At 44.5% G+C, this 21,446-nt stretch carries 21 protein-coding genes, 2 pseudogenes and 1 CRISPR repeat array; all 23 genes and pseudogenes read right to left on the reverse strand.

What is annotated here, in order from left to right; translation table 11 throughout:
• A partial coding sequence (locus tag HF992_RS00005; RefSeq protein WP_168548023.1) for a helix-turn-helix domain-containing protein occupies nt 1-476 on the reverse strand: 476 nt, incomplete at its 3' end.
• Nucleotides 477-1,337: 861 nt separating this feature from the next.
• A complete protein-coding gene (gene smpB, locus HF992_RS00010) occupies nt 1,338-1,805 on the reverse strand; it encodes an SsrA-binding protein SmpB (protein WP_168548024.1) in 468 nt (155 codons plus the stop codon).
• Entirely contained in the window at nt 1,768-4,089 is a 2,322-nt protein-coding gene (gene rnr, locus HF992_RS00015; protein ID WP_168548025.1) for a ribonuclease R, read from the reverse strand. The genes smpB and rnr overlap by 38 nt, the downstream gene beginning before the upstream one ends.
• Nucleotides 4,090-4,143: 54 nt before the next feature.
• The gene (secG, locus tag HF992_RS00020; protein ID WP_168548026.1) at nt 4,144-4,377 is read right to left on the reverse strand and encodes a preprotein translocase subunit SecG; all 234 of its coding nucleotides are present in this window, start codon (nt 4,375-4,377) and stop codon (nt 4,144-4,146) included.
• 45 nt (nt 4,378-4,422) lie between these two features.
• Nucleotides 4,423-4,572, reverse strand: coding sequence for a 50S ribosomal protein L33 (gene rpmG, locus HF992_RS00025; RefSeq protein WP_168548027.1), 150 nt, complete (start codon nt 4,570-4,572; stop codon nt 4,423-4,425).
• Between the two features lie 158 nt (nt 4,573-4,730).
• Nucleotides 4,731-6,242: a helicase HerA-like domain-containing protein gene (locus tag HF992_RS00030; protein ID WP_168548028.1), complete on the reverse strand. Its 1,512-nt coding sequence runs from the start codon at nt 6,240-6,242 to the stop codon at nt 4,731-4,733.
• A gap of 139 nt (nt 6,243-6,381) precedes the next feature.
• Entirely contained in the window at nt 6,382-6,984 is a 603-nt protein-coding gene (gene coaE, locus HF992_RS00035; RefSeq protein ID WP_168548029.1) for a dephospho-CoA kinase, read from the reverse strand.
• 90 nt (nt 6,985-7,074) lie between these two features.
• Complete coding sequence (locus HF992_RS12140; RefSeq protein ID WP_281346956.1) at nt 7,075-7,209, reverse strand: hypothetical protein; 135 nt, start codon at nt 7,207-7,209, stop codon at nt 7,075-7,077.
• A gap of 61 nt (nt 7,210-7,270) precedes the next feature.
• Nucleotides 7,271-8,098: a DNA-formamidopyrimidine glycosylase gene (gene mutM, locus HF992_RS00040; protein ID WP_168548030.1), complete on the reverse strand. Its 828-nt coding sequence runs from the start codon at nt 8,096-8,098 to the stop codon at nt 7,271-7,273.
• A gap of 9 nt (nt 8,099-8,107) precedes the next feature.
• A pseudogene (locus tag HF992_RS00045) lies at nt 8,108-8,326 on the reverse strand (class I SAM-dependent methyltransferase); the annotation flags it as partial.
• Nucleotides 8,327-8,406: 80 nt separating this feature from the next.
• Nucleotides 8,407-9,103: direct repeats of the CRISPR family, unit length 37 nt; unit sequence GTTTTGGAGCCATTCGAAACAGCACAGCTCTAAAACA.
• A gap of 88 nt (nt 9,104-9,191) precedes the next feature.
• A complete protein-coding gene (csn2, locus tag HF992_RS00050) occupies nt 9,192-9,857 on the reverse strand; it encodes a type II-A CRISPR-associated protein Csn2 (protein ID WP_246201189.1) in 666 nt (221 codons plus the stop codon).
• A complete protein-coding gene (gene cas2 / locus HF992_RS00055) occupies nt 9,829-10,185 on the reverse strand; it encodes a CRISPR-associated endonuclease Cas2 (RefSeq protein WP_168548032.1) in 357 nt (118 codons plus the stop codon). The genes csn2 and cas2 overlap by 29 nt, the downstream gene beginning before the upstream one ends.
• Nucleotides 10,182-11,051, reverse strand: coding sequence for a type II CRISPR-associated endonuclease Cas1 (gene cas1 / locus HF992_RS00060; protein WP_168548228.1), 870 nt, complete (start codon nt 11,049-11,051; stop codon nt 10,182-10,184). The genes cas2 and cas1 overlap by 4 nt, the downstream gene beginning before the upstream one ends.
• Complete coding sequence (gene cas9, locus HF992_RS00065) at nt 11,048-15,145, reverse strand: type II CRISPR RNA-guided endonuclease Cas9 (protein WP_168548033.1); 4,098 nt, start codon at nt 15,143-15,145, stop codon at nt 11,048-11,050. The genes cas1 and cas9 overlap by 4 nt, the downstream gene beginning before the upstream one ends.
• Nucleotides 15,146-15,627: 482 nt before the next feature.
• Nucleotides 15,628-16,101: an 8-oxo-dGTP diphosphatase gene (locus HF992_RS00070; RefSeq protein WP_168548034.1), complete on the reverse strand. Its 474-nt coding sequence runs from the start codon at nt 16,099-16,101 to the stop codon at nt 15,628-15,630.
• A 75-nt stretch (nt 16,102-16,176) separates the two neighbouring features.
• Nucleotides 16,177-16,515 (reverse strand): DUF2500 domain-containing protein, encoded by a 339-nt coding sequence (locus HF992_RS00075; RefSeq protein WP_168548035.1) that lies wholly within the window; start codon nt 16,513-16,515, stop codon nt 16,177-16,179.
• A 138-nt stretch (nt 16,516-16,653) separates the two neighbouring features.
• A complete protein-coding gene (locus tag HF992_RS00080; RefSeq protein WP_168548036.1) occupies nt 16,654-17,556 on the reverse strand; it encodes a hypothetical protein in 903 nt (300 codons plus the stop codon).
• Nucleotides 17,557-17,969: 413 nt separating this feature from the next.
• Entirely contained in the window at nt 17,970-18,335 is a 366-nt protein-coding gene (locus tag HF992_RS00085; RefSeq protein ID WP_281346957.1) for a GNAT family N-acetyltransferase, read from the reverse strand.
• Between the two features lie 208 nt (nt 18,336-18,543).
• Nucleotides 18,544-19,443: a GTPase Era gene (era, locus tag HF992_RS00090; protein WP_168548037.1), complete on the reverse strand. Its 900-nt coding sequence runs from the start codon at nt 19,441-19,443 to the stop codon at nt 18,544-18,546.
• Nucleotides 19,444-19,461: 18 nt separating this feature from the next.
• On the reverse strand, nt 19,462-19,773 hold the full coding sequence (locus tag HF992_RS00095; protein WP_168548038.1) for a DUF6881 domain-containing protein: 312 nt from the start codon (nt 19,771-19,773) through the stop codon (nt 19,462-19,464).
• A gap of 124 nt (nt 19,774-19,897) precedes the next feature.
• Nucleotides 19,898-20,432 (reverse strand): annotated as a pseudogene (locus tag HF992_RS00100) (NUDIX domain-containing protein).
• Nucleotides 20,433-20,444: 12 nt separating this feature from the next.
• Nucleotides 20,445-20,921, reverse strand: coding sequence for a diacylglycerol kinase family protein (locus tag HF992_RS00105; RefSeq protein WP_168548039.1), 477 nt, complete (start codon nt 20,919-20,921; stop codon nt 20,445-20,447).
• The gene (gene ybeY, locus HF992_RS00110; RefSeq protein WP_168548040.1) at nt 20,905-21,399 is read right to left on the reverse strand and encodes an rRNA maturation RNase YbeY; all 495 of its coding nucleotides are present in this window, start codon (nt 21,397-21,399) and stop codon (nt 20,905-20,907) included. The genes HF992_RS00105 and ybeY overlap by 17 nt, the downstream gene beginning before the upstream one ends.
• Nucleotides 21,400-21,446: the final 47 nt, after the last annotated feature.

Raw genomic sequence — 21,446 nt, forward strand, 5'->3', positions numbered from 1 at the left:
CCAGCAGGTTTAAAGTTTGGACTAGCTTGCTTTTTCTCTACTTTGCTTTTGCGTGGATAAAGCATCTCAGATGGTGCAATCCCCAAGTGTCCGTGGTGAATCCAGTAGTAGATGGTGGAAATTGGCGTAGAAATACCTTTAGCCTTGACCATCATCTCAGGCGAATATTTCTGTCTCCAGTAGTGGACAATACGCTCTTTCAATTCCTTAGTCAAGGTGACTGGCCGAACAGATTTAGTTCTGTTTTCCTCGTAAGTAGCTTGCGCTGCATCAGCCCGATAGACCCTCTCAAACTTTCCTTTACGCACTTGTTGCCTAACGAGTCCTCGTTTGATTTCGTTGTGAATCGTTTGCGGGGCTTTTCCAAGTAAAGCGGCAATCTGACGATGACTGATTCCTTCAGATTTCCATCGTTCAATCAAACGACGTTCTGTTAGTGTCAAATGTTTGCCTTTTGTAGTATAATGGTTTTGCATCTCAGAGTTCCTTTTAATGTGTTTGTGGTGAACTACATTATATCTCTCTGAGATGTTTTTGCATACTCTCAACTGGCTAACTTCATTTTAGAACTTTCTCTTGCCCAACCATCCGTTATAGAGACCACTACGGACTTGTCAATAAGCTATTTTTTGAGGTAAAACAATTTAGCAATCCTATACCTGATGGAATAGTTAACTAATAGGGTAGACGCCATCTGTGCTAGCTCTTTCATAACTGTCTGGACAAACCAATTGCCAAATCCCCCTCTCTTAAGCCTAGCCTCAGTCTGTTGAGCCAATAACTATCTACCCAGCTTGATTGGATAGGGGAAAGTCTCCCTCTCACGAGAGATTGACAGGCATGCCTGCTTCTAGGTTATTATCAAAGCTTTGGATCTAAAGGACCGCAACAGCTTCAGTAATTGCTGCCTGGGTCAATGTTACCTAGACGCATAGTACAGAGCTTCGGCCTCGGTATCCAATACGCTATCGTAGACTATTCAGAATTCTATCTCAGGCTCAACTACCAGCCCTTAATTGCCCACCATCCAAGAAATGACATGCGCTGCAAAACTCACTTTCAAAAACGCTATTGCTTTGCCTTCCAAAAGTTTGGAACATTTTCTGAACAAGGCCTAACTCAATGAGTAGCTTATTCCCCAGTCTCTCAGTAGCTACTTGTCACCATAGAAAATCTCGCAAAAATCCCGCCATATGCTAAAAATAAGACAAATCTGAACGACTGATAAAAGCCTTACACAGAGAAAGAAGATGTGTGTACAACTTCCCCTTCGTGACAAGGCTTCAAAGTCTTTATAAGCCTATTGCGTCTATACTTAGCTAACGAGTGATGAAACCCTAGCGAGCATTAAACTGTTTCATGGTGCGTTTAAGATCACGGTCTTGTTCCCGTTGCTTAATTGACTCGCGCTTATCATAGTCGTGCTTGCCCTTAGCTAGCCCTAAAAGAACCTTGGCAAAACCATCTTTAAGGTAGACCTTCAAGGGAACCAAGGTCATACCTGATCCCTTTAATGCTTGTTCCAATTGATCAATTTGCTTGCGACGTAAGAGAAGTTTACGTGTCCGTATGGGATCTTGGTTCCAGATATTCCCCTGTTCAAAAGGGCTAATGTGAACATTAACCAACCAAGCTTCTCCTCGCTTGATTTGAGCAAAACCGTCCTTGAGCTGAATCCGTGCGGCACGTACACTCTTGATTTCCGTTCCAGTTAGAACGATTCCCGCTTCAATGGTATCAACAATCGTATAGTCATGACGTGCTTTCTTATTTTGCGCGACGAGCTTTCCTTCGCCCTTTGCCATGTTGTCCTCCTTTTTTAGCGACTTCCTTGTAAAATGGTTTTTTCCCTTTAGTAGAATGAGATTTCTTTTTGCTAGATACTTGCCTTTCTTTGGAGGCTCGTTTCCGTGTCGGTTTCGGCTTATCTCTAAGGGCCTTTTGAGGCTTGTCAAACCAATCAAGTTCAGAAGCCACCCATTCAAAATCAATTTCTCCTGTGGCCTTATCTGCCTTGGTCACCCTCACTCGGATAGGTTGGCCTACTTTAAAGACCAGACCTGTGCGTTCTCCTTGTAACGTCAGAGTCCGCTCATGATATTGGAAATACTCTGGCAGATTGGTCACATGAATCAAACCTTCGACAGTGTTTGGGAGTTCAACAAAGAGACCGAACTTGGCAATGCTAGACACCACTCCATCAAAGACCTCTCCGACATAGTCTGTCATGAATTCTGCTTTTTTCATCGCTTCAACTTCGCGTTCAGCATCAACTGCTCGCCGTTCCAAGCGACTGGATTCACTAGCAATTTCAGGTAAAATTCCAGCAAAATGCTCTGCTACTTCTTGCTTAGTTCCTCGCATGTAATCCCTCAGCATGCGGTGAACCATGAGGTCGGGATAGCGCCGAATCGGACTGGTAAAGTGGGTATAAAATTCAGCCGCAAGCCCGTAATGCCCGTGGTTTTCCTCAGAATAACGGGCCTGTTGCATGGACCGCAACAACATCATAGACAGAACCTCACTGTTTGGCTGACCAGCCACCTTAGCCATGACATCCTGCAAGGCTTCCTGACTGATTTTCGCTGCTGTGCCTCTTATTGGAATGCCAAAAATCGAGGCATAGTCGATAAATGTCTGTAATTTTTCAGCCTTTGGCTCTTCGTGAATTCGATAGATAAAAGGGAGGTTTAATCTTGCAAAATGCTCTGCAACCGTTTCATTGGCAACTAGCATGAAAGATTCAATCATGCGTTCGGCAATTCCCCTTTGGCGAAGTGCAATATCAACTGGTTTTCCAAGGGCATTAACAAGAATTTTGGCTTCCTTGGTGTCAAAATTCAAGGCTCCCCTTCGGTAACGCATGGTCTCTAAAATGGTATGTAGTTCTGCCATGTCCTTGACGGATGGTGCAATTTTCGCATAACGTTCCAACTTTTCCGAATCTCCAGCGAGCATGTCATTGACATCTCCATAGGTCATCCGATAGGTTGTCTTAATCACACTTTGAGCCAATTGGTAGTTGACTACCTGCCCTTTAGCATTAATTTCCATGATGGCTGACTGGGTCAAACGATCCACTTGGGGATTGAGGGAGCAGATACCGTTAGACAAACGTTCAGGAAGCATGGGAACTACACGGTCTGTCACATAGACAGACGTTCCCCGACGCAAGGCTTCCTGATCCAGTGCTGAGCCTTCGGTCACATAGTAGGACACGTCAGCAATGTGGACTCCCAACTCAAAGTTGCCATTGGGCAACTGCTTGATATGAACAGCATCATCCAAATCCTTAGCGTCAGCCCCGTCGATGGTAAAGGTCACTTCACCGCGGAGGTCCAAGCGTCCTATTAGATCTTCTTCCGTTGGTGCTTCCGCAATAGCTTGCGCTTCTTGCAAAACAGCATCTGGAAAACTAGAGACGATCTCCATACTCTCTAACACTTCCAGCACATCAATCCCTGGATCATCGATACGACCGATAATATCTCTTATCTCAGCCACAAAGAAATCACGTTTGGCGCTTGGGTAATCCACAATATCAACCTTGACAACTTCGGTTCCATCCATTATCAAGGCTGTCGGCCTTAGATAAATCAATTGGGAAATTTTCTGATTCTTGCTTCGGATATAGCCGATAAAATCCGACTTTTCATCATCCAGAACAACCGCGCCAACCGCAGTCGTCAGTTGCCGTTCAATGACATCAATAATTCGACCTTCAGCAACAGTCCCTTTCAAGCGATTAGCAGGCTTGGTGATGATAAGTTCTACTAAGTCACCATCAATGGCATGGCCAACATCATTGCGACCAATAAAGAGCTCTTCACTACCATCTGACAAGCTTACAAAACCAAACCCATTTTTATGGGCAGAAAAACGCCCCTTCAGCGTTAAAGATTGATGTCTGACTTTAAGAGCAACTCGCCCATCCTCATAAAATTCAATCTCTTTCTTATGTTCTAAGTTAGATACTGATTTCACTAAATGTTTAAAATCACTAGCAGTATCTATACCTAGAGCCTGGGATAAGTCTGTCATCGTGACGGGTCCCGCTTCCTTTAGGTAAGCGATAATCTGTTTTTTCATAATTCCTTTCCTAGACGATTCGGTAAAAAAGAAAGGACCTTGCGGTCCTTGTGATTATCGACTGGACAAGATAGCCAAGATGAGTGCAATCGCTAACCACAAGAAGATAAGGATAGCTGTTAATCGTTGCATCACGGCTTCAAATCCACGCGCCTTACTGCGCTCAAAAAGCGCTCCAGAACTAGCATCAAAAACGTTTGATGACTGGTTTTTAGTCGGCTGCATAAAGATTACAATCACGAGAAATACCGATAAAACTAATAATGTTGTTAATAATAAGTTATACATAATCGTCACTTTCTATAATCAATTCTCTCTATTTTACCATAAAGATTATTTACTTTCAATATGTAAAGCTACTTTTCTTTCCTTGGGACAGTATTTCAAGACCTCTATCTTATCTGGATGTGTCTTATTGTTTTTACTGGTCAGGTAGTTGAGTTGACCACAACTACTACATTTTAAATTGACCTTAATGCGCATGGTCACTCCTTTCCTGCTAGAATCGTTTGCATTTTTATAAATGGTGGAAGACTCTCTACCAAGCTGCTGAGAGTCTTAACCAATCGTTTTCACCTGCCCATTATATCACAAAATAAAAGGACAAGCCATCACAAAGATGACCTGCCAACGTTTTCTCACTAGCGTTTTCTCAAGCTACCAAAAATCCCACGCACCAACTCGCGGCCGACAGCTCGGACTGCAGAATTGATAAAACTATCGGCAGCTTTTTCAACAGCTGATTTTGGTCGACGGGCATTGGCACGAGCGACTTTTTCAGCCTCCTTGCGTGCCCGTTCTTGTTCCTTGGCTAAGGCTTTTTCAGCTTTTTCTTGAGCGTCAGCCATAGCCCGAGCTTCCTTTTCAGCTTTTTCTTGAGTCAATTTGGCTTCCAAGACCTCATAGGCTGACTCGGCATCCAAGCTTTCAGCGTACTTGTCGTAGAAAGGCGAAGCATTAACCAACCCCTGTATGTCTAAGCCTGTGAGAGGGGTAAAGCTGGATTGTGGTGGATAGATAAAAGCCCTCTCCACCATACTCGGCTGAGCTCTTTCGTTGAGGAAGGACACCAAGGCTTCCCCCACTTCCAATTCTGTGATGACAGTTTCTATCTCTAAATCTGGGTTCTGACGGAAGCTTTCCGCGGCTGACTTGACGGCTTTTAGCTCCTTAGGTGTATAAGCACGAAGTGCATGCTGAACACGGTTACCCAGTTGGGCTAAGATAGGCTCAGGGAGATCCGCCGGATTCTGCGTAATAAAGAAGATTCCCACCCCTTTTGAGCGAATCAATCGGACAATCTGCTCCACCTTATCCACAAAGACTTTTGGCGCATCTTTGAAGAGTAGGTGAGCTTCGTCAAAGAAGAAAACTAGCTTAGGCTTATCCAAATCCCCCACCTCAGGCATGTTTTCAAACAGCTCTGCCATCATCCAAAGAAGGAACGTCGAGTAAAGGGTCGGTGAGTTAAAAAGCTTGGTAGCAGTTAGGACGTTGATAGTGCCTCGGCCATCCTGATCATTCTGCATAAAGTCCGCCAACTCTAGGGCAGGTTCCCCAAAAAAGATATCACCACCTTCTTGTTCCAGGACCAAAAGACTGCGCTGAATGGCAGCAACAGAGGCCTTAGCAATATGCCCGTAGTCTTGGGAATACTGGCTAGCCTGCTCTGCTATTTCGCGTAAAAGAGCTTTCAAATCCTTGAGATCTGTCAAAAGCCAACCGTTATCATCAGCCACCTTAAAAGCGATGTTGAGAATGCCCGTCTGGGTGTCATTAAGGTTCAGGAGGCGCGCCAAAAGTGATGGCCCCATCTCTGAAACAGTCGTACGGATAGGCACACCAGCTTCGCCAAAGACGTCCCAGAGACGAACTGGAAAGGCCTTTGGCTCATAAGTGTCAGTCAAGCCTAGCTTGGTCAAGCGTTCAGCCAGCTTCTCCGTTACCTCACCCTCACGCGCCAAATTGGCTAAATCACCCTTGATGTCTGCCAGAAAAACAGGCACGCCAGCCTGACTCAGCTGTTCAGCAAGAACCTTGAGGGTCACCGTTTTCCCCGTTCCAGTCGCACCAGCGATTAAACCGTGACGATTAAGCATATTGAGCTGGAGGGCAACGGGATTAGTTCCCTTAGCGATGGTTAGTTGTGTCATTTTAGTCTCCTTTTTTGGACAATTGCAGAGCAGTTAGGCTCTTGTCGAGTAGTCATCTGTCAGGTTGGTTAGGCAACCGTATGAGCTCACCCTCTCTCGAGCATCATTGGGACGATGAAGGCCGATGAATGAGAAGAGTTTAACGCCTCCCCTTCGCCAATGCCTGCAAGAACTGGTCAATCTGCGCGTAGGTCACTGACAAGTCCCCTGTGTTGTCAATCACTCGGTCAGCGCGCGTTTGCTTCTCAGCCAGCGACATCTGGCTCTGTAGACGTGTTTGAGCTTGAGCTAGCGTATAGCCATTGCGGGCCATGAGGCGTTGTAATTGTGTCTGTTCATCGACCGCCACCAGCCAGACCTCATCGCACCAGCTAGCATATCCCTTTTCAAAAAGCAACGGAATATCCAGCACCACCACATCATGTAGCGCAGCCAAGCGGACCTTCTCTTCTGCCAAGGCCTGACGGATCATCTCGTCCTGCAGTTCAGAGGACGTCGCCAACTGTTCTGGACTGGAAAAAATTAACTCTGCCAACTTCGGACGGTCAAGCTCCCCATCTAGACGCAAAATCCCTGACCCAAAATGGTCAACCAAGGCCTGATAGAGCTTGCCTCCCTTGGCCTGCAAGTTATGCACCAATTGATCGGCATCAACCACTGCTACACCTTGGCGTCTCAAGTAAGCACTCACCGTCGATTTCCCAGAGGCAATCCCGCCTGTTAGTCCAATAACCCTTGCCATAATCGCTCCTTGTTTTCTTTCATTGTACCATAAAAGGCTAGGGAAATAAACTCCCTAACCTGTACCAAAGTATCTTGAACTTCTATTCGTTTAGTTCTCCAAAAATTTCTCAATCACATCCCGGAAAACATAGCGGACGATATGGGCAGCGATAAACACTGTTAACGCCGTAGATAAAACACTGATGATCATAGCAATAATGCTAAAAACTCCTACATTAGCCACAATAGATACCTCCTGTTATTGATTAAGTCTATTATACCATAAATCAGATACTTTCACAAAATCACAATCTTTTCTGACACCTCGGACAAAAATGACTGCCCCGACCTGCCACCTTGATTTTGACGATGTCCCGTCCACATCTGGCACAGGGCTGCCCCGTCTTCCCATAGACCTGCAAGTACTCCTGCATGGTCCCGTCCATCCCCAAAGCATTGCGATAGGTTCGGATGGTCGAGCCGCCCTTTTCAATCCCCAGCTGCAAGATCCGAATGGTCTCATGGTGTAGACGCTTGATTTCAGCTTTTTTCAGGCTGCTAGCCACACGCTCAGGATGCACCTTCGCCGCCCAAAGCACTTCGTCCACATAGATATTGCCCAAGCCCGCTACCAAGGACTGGTCCAGTAAGAGCGGTTTGATTGGCTTTTTACTAGCAGCTACCGCCCGCTCAAAGCTCGCATAGGCAAAGACGCCTTTTTCAGGCTCTGGTCCTAACTTTTTCTTGGTAAAATAGCCGAGCAGATCAGCTGTTTTGACCAATTCCAGCGTGCCAAATTTCCGGACATCTTGATAGACGAGGGTCTCGTTCCCATCTAAGTCAAAAAAAGCATGAAAATGCTTGTTATCAGGGATTTGGTCAGATGGAAAGAGCAACCACTTGCCCTCCATTCTCAGATGAGACACCATGGTCATCTGACCGAGACCAAATAGCAGGTACTTGCCCCGACGCCCCATCTGCTCAATAGTCGCACCAGTCAAACTGGCGACAAATTCATCACGGTCTGTCACAACCAGCCTCGGATAGCGGATCCTCACACGCTCAATCCGACGACCGACTACCAAGCGCTCCAGCCCTCTTCTGACCGTCTCCACCTCTGGTAATTCTGGCATAATGCTCCTTTACAACTTGATGCTTAAATTGGCCAAATAATCACTGCCATAAATTGATAGGCGATGCTGGCTATTTTTTGATTCATAAAAATCAATTACGGCAAATCCAGCACGCAGCTGACCGCCAATCTGCGCGTCAAGGGTATGGCTAAATTCGTAGCCGTAGTCGGGATTGATAGCTAACCGCCCAGCCTGTTCCAACTGTCTAGCATTAAAGGGGAGCGGATAGATCAACAGAAACGTTTGATAGAAATCTCAAAACAGCACAGCTCTAAAACAAGGCTTCTGCAATCTTGGTATATTCCCCTGTTTTGGAGCCATTCGAAACAGCACAGCTCTAAAACACAGAAGCTGGAGGTAGGAACTATCTGCTAGTTTTGGAGCCATTCGAAACAGCACAGCTCTAAAACAAAGCCTTCCGCAAACCTAAACTGCTTATAGTTTTGGAGCCATTCGAAACAGCACAGCTCTAAAACACTCTTTGCGCCAATCGATACTAAATCGATGTTTTGGAGCCATTCGAAACAGCACAGCTCTAAAACACGCCGCATTTTCTTTTTGCAAAGCATAAAGTTTTGGAGCCATTCGAAACAGCACAGCTCTAAAACAGGCATTGTTGATTTGATTGTCTTGTCAACGTTTTGGAGCCATTCGAAACAGCACAGCTCTAAAACAGTCTCAAAGGCAAGGTCGTGGCCAACTATGTTTTGGAGCCATTCGAAACAGCACAGCTCTAAAACAAGGACAAGTTCAAACCTGTTGAAAAAGCAGTTTTGGAGCCATTCGAAACAGCACAGCTCTAAAACAACATTGTTGCTAAGGGTATCGAGATCATCGTTTTGGAGCCATTCGAAACAGCACAGCTCTAAAACACTAGAGAAAATCGACAGGAAGCCACACTCGTTTTGGAGCCATTCGAAACAGCACAGCTCTAAAACCCAATCAGTTTCGTTTACTTTACCATAAATGTTTTGGAGCCATTCGAAACAGCACAGCTCTAAAACCTCGGAGGCTTTTTTGCCTATAAGATTTCGTAATCGCACTGTTCGTCTCAGCTAGACTTCAGTTTCGTCTGGCTCCTTTATAACCACTATTATAGCATATTTTCTGTGATTAGGAAGTAATCATCATCTAGGACATACTGAGGTAGGTCATATAATCGCCTTGGCTCTAAAAAAAGTACCGTCATCTGATTTAGGTCAATGTATTCTTTCAGCCGAGCCAATTCCTTACAACTGAAATAGGCACCACTATTGACCAAGACCAGCAGTCTCTTTTTAGCTAAATACTTGACAATTTGAAGAATCTCAAAGCATTTTTCAAAAATGGTATCATTCGCTGTTTCAACGCGGACACCTAACGCTTTAATAAGCTCCAAGATGGTCACCTCATCGTACTCGAGGTCCAGTTCGTTTTCGAGACATTCATAAGCAATCAGTTCAGTGATGGTAGACGATAGCTTATCAATCATTGACTTGACCTCTGGTTTATTGTTAAGCTGTTGTTCAAGGTCTGCATGAATAAGCTTTAAAACACTAGGCGCATTAACATCAAATCCTAAAATATCTGTCACTAGCATCACCTCTGCTTCCTTCAATGACCGACTTTTTTGATCAAACAGGCGAAGCTCTGAGGTCTCGTTGTACTGATAAAACAGCTGGACAAGACGGGCAAAGACAGCCGTCGACTCAACAGTCAAGATAGTTAAACCAGATAAGGCTATCGGCTCATCAAAAATAGGTAGATTCAGCTTCATCAAATCCTTCTCCTAAAAAGACAACTCGGGCATCAGAATTGGCAACCGACTGATCCCTTTCTCCATGCAGATAGACCATTCGCGCAAACTGCTTTTCGGTCACCGTCAATAAAGTAATATGCCCCTTTTGGGGATTATTTTCCTTTAATCGTGCCAACATGGCATTGCTAGCGGTATTGTTGAGTAAAAGCTTACTGTAAACCGAAAATTGGTGCATGATGAAGCCCTCACTCAGCAAAAATTTTCGAAATTTCCGATAAGCCTTGCGCTCATCTGCCGTCTCAACAGGCATATCAAACATCAATAACATTCTCATATAGCGATAACTCATATCCTAAATTCGGGAAGCTCCTTTCCTTGACTGTTAAGTGCCTTAACAACTCTCTTCGTATAGTCGCTCACAATATTGGTCAAGTACATCTCTTTCCCTCTATAAGAGTAGGTTTCTGAGAAAATACTGAAGAGTTCGCGTTTAATGCCAATAAAGGACTTCTCTCGATTCACATAGACGATTCGGTCAATAATCGGACGAAAAGGTTCCATAATATCACTGGCAAAATTAAAGTGATTAAACTGATTGGCATGTTTAAGCCCCAGTTGTGTCATGCAACCACAGACCACCACCTCTCTCGCAAACATGCTCAAGAGCAAGCTATAGCCATAGTCCAAACCTGCGTTGACAGGGTTATCCTGCTCCCGCGAAAAATCATTCCCAAAGAGGGTGTTAAAGTAGGTTCTAGCAGCATGTCCTTCACGGTTGCTAGGATCAAACATTTCCAAACCATGATAAAGCTCCATGACCGCTTGCGCCTTCTCAAAAAACTGACAGTCGCCGAGAAAAGAGGCCTGATTGAGAATTTTCTGGGCAATGATTTCTGTCCACACCCTTGCTTTGAGATCCTCTGCCCAACCAATCTGACGAGACAGCTGCAAACTCGAATCATGCCGAGCCGCAAAAGGCATAAGCTGAGCAATAGGGAGGCGCTTATCATCACAAAAAATCAGCAAAATATTCTCATCAACCAACCGCTTCACCAACATGGTAGACAAGACAATATCCGTCGTTTCCAGTAAGAGAATATCCACCTCGGACAGATGAATCAACTCTGTCCGAGTGGCATCCTTGAAAATCAGATGGTTGTTTTTATACGATAATTTTGAGTGGGTATTGACCACTACTGTCCGCCAGCCCATCAGTCATCTCCCAGCTTAGATAAATCAATCCGTGTCTCATAAAGACCCGTCACTGATTGGTGCACTAGGATAGCAGAGAGACACTCTGTCACCGTCATGTAACGCTGACGAGGAATGGTCTTGCCTAGGAATTTCAACTCAGCAGGTGCTCCGTATGCGGTGAATTTCAGGAGCTCAAGAAACGATTTGGCCAGCTCCTTGAGATCACTCGTCTCTTTTTTCTGGGTAAATTGCTCTATTAAACTCTCCACAGCCTTTGGTTTTGACACAAACCGTTGGGCATTCGCCACAATCATTTCAAACAATTCATCAAATAAAGCCCGATGCTCCTTCAAATAAGTAAGATGATCGCCAGCATTTTTTCCGTCTACTCTCTGAGCATGGTACAAGAGAGTTACTAGATGATGTGGTAAAACTAGCTGATTGCCTTTTTGCAATTCACCAGAACTAGCGAGTAAGCGTCGACGACCATTTTCAAACTCAAACAGACTATATTTTGGCAATTTAATCATGTGATGATTTTGAATCTGGCGATAACCTTTTGCTTCTAAAAAGGCTATCGGATCTTTTTCAAACTGCTGGCGCTCCATGATGGTCACACCAACCAAGTCCTTGACCTGCTTCAGCTTTTTCGCCTTGCCTTTTTCAACAGAAGCCACCACAAGAACGGCATAGGCCACCGTTGGACTATCCACACCCCCATATTTTTTAGGATCCAGGTACACCTCCTTGGTTTTTCGAGCAATCAGCTTGTCTGAATCCCCTTTTGGTAGCACCGTTTCTTTCGTGAAACGACCGCTCTGGATTTCTGTCTTCTTAACAATATTGACCTGCGGATAGGATAAAACCTTTTTAACAGTGGCCATGTGTTTCTTCTTATTCCAAGCAATTTCGCCAGTTTCTTCATTGATTTCCACCATCGGTCGCTCGATGATAACATCATTTGACAAACGAATGGTTTCTTGGAACATGTTCATGAGGTTGGAGTAGAAAAAGGTTTTTTCGGTAGCTTTAGCATCAGTTATTGACCGTTTTCTTACGTGATACTCCCCATAGACAAACTCTGGAGCCAGTTGAGGATATCGGGTCAAAAGGGCCTTACCAATCACTGCATTGAGATAGGCATCATGGGCATGGTGATAGTCGTTGATCTCCCGCACCTTGTGAAGACCAAATAGCTCTCTAAATTGTGAGGTAAGACTGGCTTTTAAGGTCAACACCTGAACGGTTCGCTGACGTTTGCCATCAAGGACTGTTGGATTGAAACGCTCATCCAGCAAGCGAGCAACATGCTTGGTGATTTGCCGTGTTTCCACTAGCTGACGCTTGATAAAACGGGCCTTGTCTTCCTCTGTCAACCCACCACGACTAGCTTTTGTCAAATTGTCATATTTGCGCTTGCTGATAAGACGAGAACGGTACAGCTGCTCCCAAAACGGTCGCATCTTAGCAACAACTTCCATTGACGGTACATTATCTAATTTTTTTCGGTTTTCCTTAGAAATCGTCAAAACGCGGTTATCCAGAGAATCGTCCTTTATAAAGCTCCGTGGAATAATATGGTCGATATCGTAATCCGGTAATTTATTAACATCTAGTGCGTCACCTGTATACATATCCGTTCCATTTTGGAGATAGTAAAGGTAGAGAGCATCATTTTGCAAATGATGGTTTTGAACGTCACCCTCTATATAATCAGGCTTCTTTTCCTTAAGGATGGCACTTCCCAAACCTCCTAAAGCCTCTTCTAAACGTTTCAACCGTTCCTGAGCATTTTTTCGTCCCCTGGCTGTCGTCTGGTTTTCTCGTGCCATTTCAATGATGATATGTTCAGGTGCATATCCCATGACCTTCACCAACTCATCAACGATCTTGATACTCTGCCAAATCCCTTTTTTAATGGCTGGGCTACCTGGCAAATCAGCAATGACCTGCTTGATATCTTCGCTATCATGCTGTTCTTGGGCGTCCGCAATGTATTTTTTGAAACTCAACCCATCATCATTGATTAACTGCATAAAGTTACGATTACTATAGCCATCATCAATCAAATAATCCAAAATGGTCTTACGACTGTGAGCGTCCCTCAACCCATGAATGAGTTTGCGCGATAGGCGTCCCCAGCCAGTATAATGGCGACGCGCCAGCTGCTTCAGAATAGTCCCCGAAAAATGCTGAGACAACCGCTGTTTAATCATCTCCTTGTCTTCAAAAACCGTTAAGGTATGAACAAGCTCTTCCAATACCTCTTGGTTATCCGGCTGATCCAAAAAGTCACGTCCCAATATCTTTTTCAAATCATGGTAGGTGCTTAAGGAGGCATTGAAAGCGCCTTTTTCATTATCTAAGCCAATAAGACCCGTTATCCGAAACTGTGGAAATTCATTATCCAAATGAGCCATTAAGACCTTCTGGGTCACCTTACGGTGCTCCTTGAAGACATGGTCGACAATCTCCTGCTTCATGTTGGCACCAAAGAAACGTGGTTTTTCTTGACCTTCTGCCTCGTAACGAATCTTGGTCAGCTCGTTGTAAACGGTAAATTCTTGGTAAAGTAGACTGTGCTTGGGGAGGACCTTTTCATCTGGTAAATAAGTATCTCGATTGGTGAGCTTGTCGATAAAGGCGGTCGCTGACGCTTCCTTATCAACAATCTCATCAAAATTCCAAGGACGGATCTTGTCATCCGATTTCCGTGATAACCAAGCAAACTGGCTCTGACCATTCGCCAACGGTCCCACATAATAAGGAATCCGGAAGGTCAAAATCTGCTCAATTTTTGCCTTGTTTTCTTCAAGAAACGGATAGTGTTTCCCTTGACGGTTTAGAATAGCCCGCAATTCCTCCAAGTGAAGCTGATGTGGGATAGAGCCATTATCAAAGGTCCGTTGCTTACGAAGGAAATTATCTTGCTCAATTTTTTCTAGGAAGTACTCACGCCCCTCAACAGCTTTCAAAATGCCCTTCAGGTATTTGTAAAACGCATCCTGAGATAACCCCTGTTCAATATAGGCAGTATAGCCTGTCTTGCTCTTGGCGCTAAAGACTTCTCTGTAAAGGTCACGCGACGTTTCCTTCAAACAGTCTTTCAGCTTTTGTAAATCGTCCTTGTGGTCCTGATAACGCTTGACCATAACCGCCGATAATTTGGCGTGAGTCGCCTCATTTGTGGTTAGAATCCCTGACAAGACGATAGCATCCGACAGCTGTTTCACCACTTGAAACAGCTCTTCATAGCGACTATCTCCCAGCTGCGTCAACAAGCCTTGCAAATCATCCTCATAGGAGTCCTTCGATAATTGCAGCTTCACATCTTCAGGCAAGCTAAAAATCGAAGTAAAATTAGCCTGCAAACCGACCGTCAAGTTCAGAAATTGTTTGAGAGCTGCTTTCGTCTCTTTATCCAGTCCTTGTGTCAAGGCCAGAACCTGCTCCACTTTTTTCGACTTGCTGAGCTTTGCAGTTAAGATATCCTTAACCATTAGGGGTTGACGGCTTAGCCCTGTCCCCCGTAGCCCATCAAACACTTCCAGAAATTGCTCAAATAAAGGTTGAACATCCGTATGCTCAGAGGTCAATTTCCCTTCATGTAGAAAATGCCCGCGGAATTTGATGATATGTGCCAAAGCCAAATAAACCAGCCGCAGGTCTGCTTTTTCAGGACTATCCGCCAAGTGTTGGCGCAAATGGTAAATTGTTGGGAAAGTCTCATGATAAGCTAGCTCCTCTGCTAGCGTTCCAAAAATAGGGTACTTATGCCACTGCTTATCCTCAACACGCAGAAAAGTATCGTCCAACCGATGAAAGAAGGTCTCATCCACCTGCTGCATGGGCTCAGCAAAGATTTCCTGCAAGTAACGCAGACGATTGCGACGACGGGTTAGCCGACGACGAAACACCCGCTTCATACGGCGCTCTGCCGCAACCTGCCCCTCATCAAATAGCAAGACACCCATCAGGTTTTTCTTGATATGGGTCTTACCAGTGTTACCCATAACCGGCAGCCGCTTAGCAGGTACCTTGTAATCATCCGTGATCAAGCACCATCCGACGCTATTGGTACCCAGGTCGATAGCGATAGAATATGGTTTCTTCACAAAAACACTCCTTAAGTAAAATCTTTATAGTTAAATTATGCTCTTGTTTTAAAAATAAGCAAGCATTTAGCTACCCGATTGGCCTATTTTTTGATAGAATAAGAATAAGATTTTACTTAGTTTTACAGCTGTAGGTTTTCTAAAAAATTTACTTGACAAGTTTTATAACTCATGTTATACTGAACCCGTGGAGCTATTCGAAACAGCACAGCACGTTAAAATAAGGCTTTGTCCGTATACATTTTGCGCACCGATTCGGTGTTTTTTTGTGCTATCACAAAGCCGACTAACCCCATAAAATCTGGTAAAGCACTCGTGTCCCATAACAGGACACCGCCAGCTGTGATCGCTAAAGATAGAATGCCAAATACGACTAATATTTTCAAGGGAAACAACAATAAGCATCCAACACCAACCAAAGCATCAAAAAAATTGGTAAGCCTTCTGCTATTTAGCAACAAGGCTTACCAATTTTTTGTTAGTTAAAAGAAAATCCGCTGCAAGATTCCGTCTGCATCTCGTTCATAGTAGAGTTCTGAGTGGGCATCATTGAAATAAAAGGTCAACAAATCATCCATAGAGTCCGCCAATTCTACCCTACCTGAGGCAATATCGTCACGATTCACCCAGACCACTTCCCCTTCTTCAGAAGATTGAATCTCTCCCGTAAACTCTGTCGTTCGGTAAAGAAAGACTAAATAACGGGTACCATCATCTCGGGTATGAAAATGCTTGACCCCCACCAATTTAGGATTAACTATGGTTAACCCTGTTTCTTCTTTGATTTCTCGGACAACCGAGGCATGAAGACTCTCCTTTTCCTCAATGTGGCCACCAGGTAGAGCGGCGCCAGACCAAGCATAGCGTTCTGGTGAGCGAAGTTGCATAACAAAGCGCCCTGCATCATCCTCTATCAGGCACATATTGGTTAAAATGACTTCTTGACTTCTTGGCATAAGCTTCTCCCTTATCCTTTATCTCATACTTATGATACCATAAAACTGACCAGATTGCTCTGGTCAGCAGTACCATTATATTCTCTTGAACGCTACAAACCGTGTGCCTTGATAGGTTAACTCCCCCTCATCACCTTCCGCGAGCTGACCGTAATCGGTGCTTTTGACCCGAAATTCCTGACGGGTCTTATCAGAAAATTCAAAGGTGACATAGTAGTAGGTGTAAGCATTGTTGGTCCCCCTAACCTGCTGACGCTTGGTCACTAGGCGAGCTTCTCTCGTCAAGCGCTCCGCTTGGTTATCGCTCTGCCATTGGAACAAAAAGCGAATCAGCTGTAAACCAAAAATAGCTAGTATGATAGCAAATATAGCAAAGGGAACGAGATGAAAGTAGTAAAAGATAAAGTTTGTCATCACAACCTCCTAAAAAGCAACTTTACAAGGTGCCTCCTCCATGGTCAGCTTCAGTCAGTCTCGAAAAATCGAAGACAAGCGGTGCTAAACCTGTTCTACCGCTATCCAGCATAATATTGTCTCGCGCGATTGAAGTTATTAGCGCTCTTGGGCTTCAAAAATCCAACAACGTTTCCACTGGTGACTTTCACCTGGAGCAATGCGAATCGTCTGAATGATTTCTGGACTGACGATGTGGTCGGTCGCCCAGAGCAGAAGACTGGTCGGTTTGACACTGTCAATCCCTGTCACACTCGCCTTAGCTCCCTGATGCAGCAACTTCCACGTAAAGGTATCCTGCTCAGCGATTCCTTCAGTTGACAAGACACTGAGTGACACATCAGTCTCGCACTTGTCAAAGCGAATAGCACGACCATCCGCGATAAAATTATTATGGTCGTAACCACCCCAGCCCTCTAGGCGCTCTGTCCCAAGATCAGGCATGTCGGGCAATTCCAGACGGTAGTCAGGTGAAATCGCCATGCCATCAATGCTGAGGAAATTATGGCAGTACTCCTCGGTCTCAATCACACGCTCGCCAACATTGGTGATTTTCCCTTCCAAAATCAGCCTGTTGTCCTCAATCGTGATGGTTTTACGGATAGTCGCGGCGATGCCGCGGCATGGCAGAGCTTCTGTGACAAACTCCGCAGAGGTAGCCGTATGAGTAAAGCTAACAGGATAAGGCGTCACCTCAGGATAAGTGTAGTCAAAACGGTAGCCCTGATTAGAATCTTGCTTAATCAAGCCAACACCCAATTTGGGGAAATACTCACCAATCTCAGTGCCCTGACTAAAATCAGCACTAAACTCACAACATAATCCTCGTCCACCTGACGATGGATGCCTGAGGTTCATGGGCTCATTAGCCCCAAAATGAGTATCTCCATCCAAAACAACATTTGAAATATAGCCTGCACGATCAAAACGATGGGTATCGTTTGGTCGCTCCCCAGGTTCTGAAATTTCTACTCGTAAACGGTCGTTGGTCAAAAAAATCATCCTTTTCCTCCTTGTTAATCGCTTTCATTATATCATATCAAGTTCTCCTAAGACAAATCTTTCAGACACCAACGCAAACTTTTCAACCTCACTCAAGCATCACTCCCTATCGGACCCTGTAGCTCACTAAAAATAGCCCCCCTTTGACCTAGCTATTCCACTTCAAACATGAGCTCCAATAAGATTAATGTCACAATATTTTCAATATCAAATGATTTCTTCTCACAATATTTGGGACATTTGTGATGATTTCCGTCAATCTTTTTTTCTTTTGCTGACAAATATAAAAACTCTTAAAAACACCGCTGCATTAGCGTTTTTTAAGAGTTGGTGAAAGGTAAAACAGGCCGTCTGAAGTTGATGTTTTCCTATCATTTAGAGAGGAGGCCTATATTCTGAGAAAACTGGTCTTCTCAGCAATCCTGTATCACATTCACTGTTCGGCTGGCTTCCTGAAAGCCAAGCGCTTGATGAAAAGAATGGCTCTCCAGGTTGTCTAGAGCATAGTTAGAGGCCAGCTGGCTCAGCCCTTGTCCTTTTGTCCATTCTCTCGCAAAAGTAACCAGTTTTCTAGCCAACCCTTGGCGACGATAACTGGGTAAGACAAACACTCCTTCTAAGAATGCAACAGGAGAGCCTTTCGCCCCTTCGACATCGTCATATCTGATGGACAAGCTGATAAAGGCGACAGCTCTGCCATTGTCCCAAAAAAGAAACTCATACGGGAATCGACCAGCTAAAAAGTCTGCCACCAAGTCGAGATGGTCAGGCGACCACAGCTGGCTAGCGAGGTCTGCTCAATGCGTTACCGTATTTGAGGTAACAGGTTCAATCATCAGTCACTCCTCCCCATTCCTTTGCTTGCGTTAAAAAGTTTACTGAATCTCATTGCACTTTTTTTCAGGCGATGACCCAAAACTCCCCATTAAGGAAGTCTCACCTTTGCCTTTCTAAGCTCGGGTTAAAATAGCCTATCCGTAGGCTATTTTAATACTCTTTCTCATTATAGCCAAAATCCGCCAAGTCCAGCTTCTTGTCGCGCCAGTTTTTCTTGACTTTGACCCAGGTTTCGAGAAAGACCTTGTCGCCTAGCATAAGTTCGATGTCGCGGCGGGCAAGGGAGCCGATTTTTTTCAGCATAGCACCACCTTTTCCAATGACAATGCCTTTTTGGCTATCTCGCTCAACCATGATGGTCGCTTGAATATGAACCTTGTCGGTCTCCTCATCTCGCTTCATGGACTCGATGACCACCGCTACCGAATGCGGAATCTCCTCGCGGGTCAAATGCAAGACCTTCTCCCGAATCATCTCCGACACCAAGAACCGCTCGGGATGGTCGGTAATCTGATCTTCTGGGAAATACTGGAAGCCCTCTTCCAGATTGTCCTTGAGAATCTCCATCAGGCGGTTAACATTGTTGCCCTGGGTCGCAGAAATCGGCACAATTTCCTTGAAGTCCATCTGACTTCTGAAGTCATCAATTTGCTCCAAGAGTTGGTCAGGATGCACCTTGTCAATCTTGTTAATCACCAAAATCACAGGAATATTGGCCTTTTTCAAGCGCTCGATAATCATATCGTCACCCTTGCCGCGCTTTTCATCAGCAGGCACCATGAAAAGGACGGTCTCCACCTCACGCAGGGTTGAATAGGCAGACTCCACCATAAAGTCGCCCAGAGCAGTCTTTGGTTTGTGGATACCTGGCGTATCGATAAAGACGATTTGCTCACTCTCGGTCGTGTAAATTCCCATAATCTTGTTACGGGTGGTCTGGGCCTTATCGCTCATAATGGCAATTTTCTGCCCCATCACATAGTTCAAAAAGGTCGATTTCCCCACATTCGGGCGACCTAAAATGGCAACAAAGCCTGATTTAAATGTCATTTTTTCTCCTTTTTGTAATTACTTTAAAAAGCGACTGTAGCGCTCTAATTGCTCTTCTACGGACATCGGATGGTCTCTTAGAACTACTTCAAATTCCTCTGCAGTAATCTCTACCATATACAATTCTGGATTTTCGTTGATTTCTTCAGGTGTCTCCCATAGCGGTTGGTCGCTTAAGGCAAACGGAGTTCTACTATCCCAATAATTGTAATCTCCGGAAGCAAATATCTCCAGTTGCTGAGTAATATAGTGATTCTCATCTAGTTCATTATAATATAGAATCGGATATTCTGGACAGTCGTGAAACCAGTCACACTTTAAATAAATCATTGATTAAAACACTATCTCCCAAATCTTGGACACAAGAAGGTTACGCATTTTCCCGACGGTTGTAGCCTGTGTTCATTTCAACACCCCTGCTGCCCAACGCCACTCCTTTCATTTTCTATTACTTTTAGTGTCCCATGGCAAAGCTGCCAGACACATATTCTTCAATCATCAAACGGTGGCTGTCAAAAGCCAATGCCAACTGGTCAATCTCCTCTTTTGTGAAAAAACGCAACTCTAGACTTTCATCATCACGGTGAGTGCTAATGTCATAGTTCTCTTCTGCTACCATTTCATAGATAAAGGTGACGGACTGGCAAATATCACCGTTGGGATAATGATGCTCGCTATTCGTATAAACATTAAGCAGGCGTTTGGCAGTCACCTTAATGCCTGTCTCCTCAGCAAACTCACGAATGGCTGTTTCCAGAGAGCTTTCACCCAGCTCCATAGCACCGCCAAACGATTGTCAAAAGCTACGCTTTTCTTATTTCCAACCTCAAACAGTCTCCCAGACTGTTTGAGCCCCATTTGCCAAAATCCCCACGTTTTTGCAGTAAAATCCTACCAGCATCATCGGTTAAAATCCCACCAGCAAAGGTCAGCATAATCTTGTCATGTCCAACTTTTGAGCGGATATAAGAAATATAATCTTGCGTCATAATGGTCCTTTCTCAGGAAAGCAAAGCCCATAACTTGGGCAAAAAGATAATGATACCGACGATCAGGGCATAAATAGAGGTCAGCAAGACAGCACCTGCTGCCATGTCCTTAGCATTTTTAGCAAAGGTTGAAAAATTTTTCCCACAGACCAAATCTACTAGATTTTCGATAGCCGAATTGAGTAATTCTAACACGATAACCCCAAAAATAGCGGAGCAAATAAACAGCCATTCCACTAATTCCAAGCTAAAGAGCAACCCAAACCCAAAAACCAAAACAGCTCCTACCAGATGACTCTTCATGTTGCGTTCATCTCGAATCGCTGTTCTGATCCCGGTCAAGGCGAAGTCTAAACTGGATAAAAAATGCCTATTCTTCCAGTGCTGATCAATCCCCTCTTCCTCATAGGAATAGTGCGGAGGATCTTGGCGAAATTGCTCAGGATTAAAAATTCGTAACGCTTCTTTTTTATCATCGTGTGAGTCCATAAGCTGTCAAAATCTCCTCTTGCAAGCCAAACATTTCTGCTTCTTCCTCTGGCGTATAGTGGTCATAGCCATTGATGTGGAGAAAGCCGTGTACTGCTAAAAATCCCATCTCCCGCTCAAACGAATGCCCGTAATCCTCAGCCTGTTCCTTCGCCTTATCAACAGAAATAAAAAGTTCACCAATGTAACTATCAAACTCTCCCATCAATTCCGCCAAATCTGGATTATCCGCCAGATCTTCTGCGTCAAAGATAATACTTTCTTCCGGCTTATACTCCAAACTGATCACATCCGTCGGACGATCCGTCTCTCGATAAAGGAGATTCAATTCATGGCTTCTAACATTATCCACAAAGGTTACTGCCATTTCTTTGTTTTCTGTCCCTAACCGCTTAGCAGCAGCCTCCAATACCTCAACCGTCTGCCTTAAAATCGCTTGGCTAACCTGATTGGTTTCATCGTAGATTTCAATGTGCATATTTTTTCTCACTTTATTTTATTGCTTCCATTATACCATATTTTTCT

Source organism: Streptococcus ovuberis (genome assembly GCF_012396585.1).
In the GTDB taxonomy this organism is placed as follows: domain Bacteria; phylum Bacillota; class Bacilli; order Lactobacillales; family Streptococcaceae; genus Streptococcus; species Streptococcus ovuberis.

Coding starts and splice junctions, on each gene's coding strand:
- smpB (WP_168548024.1), bottom strand. CDS start 1,805: ATGGCAAAGGGCGAAGGAAAGCTCGTCGCGCAAAATAAGAAAGCACGT.
- rnr (WP_168548025.1), bottom strand. CDS start 4,089: ATGAAAAAACAGATTATCGCTTACCTAAAGGAAGCGGGACCCGTCACG.
- secG (WP_168548026.1), bottom strand. CDS start 4,377: ATGTATAACTTATTATTAACAACATTATTAGTTTTATCGGTATTTCTC.
- rpmG (WP_168548027.1), bottom strand. CDS start 4,572: ATGCGCATTAAGGTCAATTTAAAATGTAGTAGTTGTGGTCAACTCAAC.
- HF992_RS00030 (WP_168548028.1), bottom strand. CDS start 6,242: ATGACACAACTAACCATCGCTAAGGGAACTAATCCCGTTGCCCTCCAG.
- coaE (WP_168548029.1), bottom strand. CDS start 6,984: ATGGCAAGGGTTATTGGACTAACAGGCGGGATTGCCTCTGGGAAATCG.
- mutM (WP_168548030.1), bottom strand. CDS start 8,098: ATGCCAGAATTACCAGAGGTGGAGACGGTCAGAAGAGGGCTGGAGCGC.
- cas2 (WP_168548032.1), bottom strand. CDS start 10,185: ATGAGTTATCGCTATATGAGAATGTTATTGATGTTTGATATGCCTGTT.
- HF992_RS00070 (WP_168548034.1), bottom strand. CDS start 16,101: ATGCCAAGAAGTCAAGAAGTCATTTTAACCAATATGTGCCTGATAGAG.
- HF992_RS00075 (WP_168548035.1), bottom strand. CDS start 16,515: ATGACAAACTTTATCTTTTACTACTTTCATCTCGTTCCCTTTGCTATA.
- HF992_RS00080 (WP_168548036.1), bottom strand. CDS start 17,556: ATGATTTTTTTGACCAACGACCGTTTACGAGTAGAAATTTCAGAACCT.
- era (WP_168548037.1), bottom strand. CDS start 19,443: ATGACATTTAAATCAGGCTTTGTTGCCATTTTAGGTCGCCCGAATGTG.
- HF992_RS00095 (WP_168548038.1), bottom strand. CDS start 19,773: ATGATTTATTTAAAGTGTGACTGGTTTCACGACTGTCCAGAATATCCG.
- HF992_RS00105 (WP_168548039.1), bottom strand. CDS start 20,921: ATGGACTCACACGATGATAAAAAAGAAGCGTTACGAATTTTTAATCCT.
- ybeY (WP_168548040.1), bottom strand. CDS start 21,399: ATGCACATTGAAATCTACGATGAAACCAATCAGGTTAGCCAAGCGATT.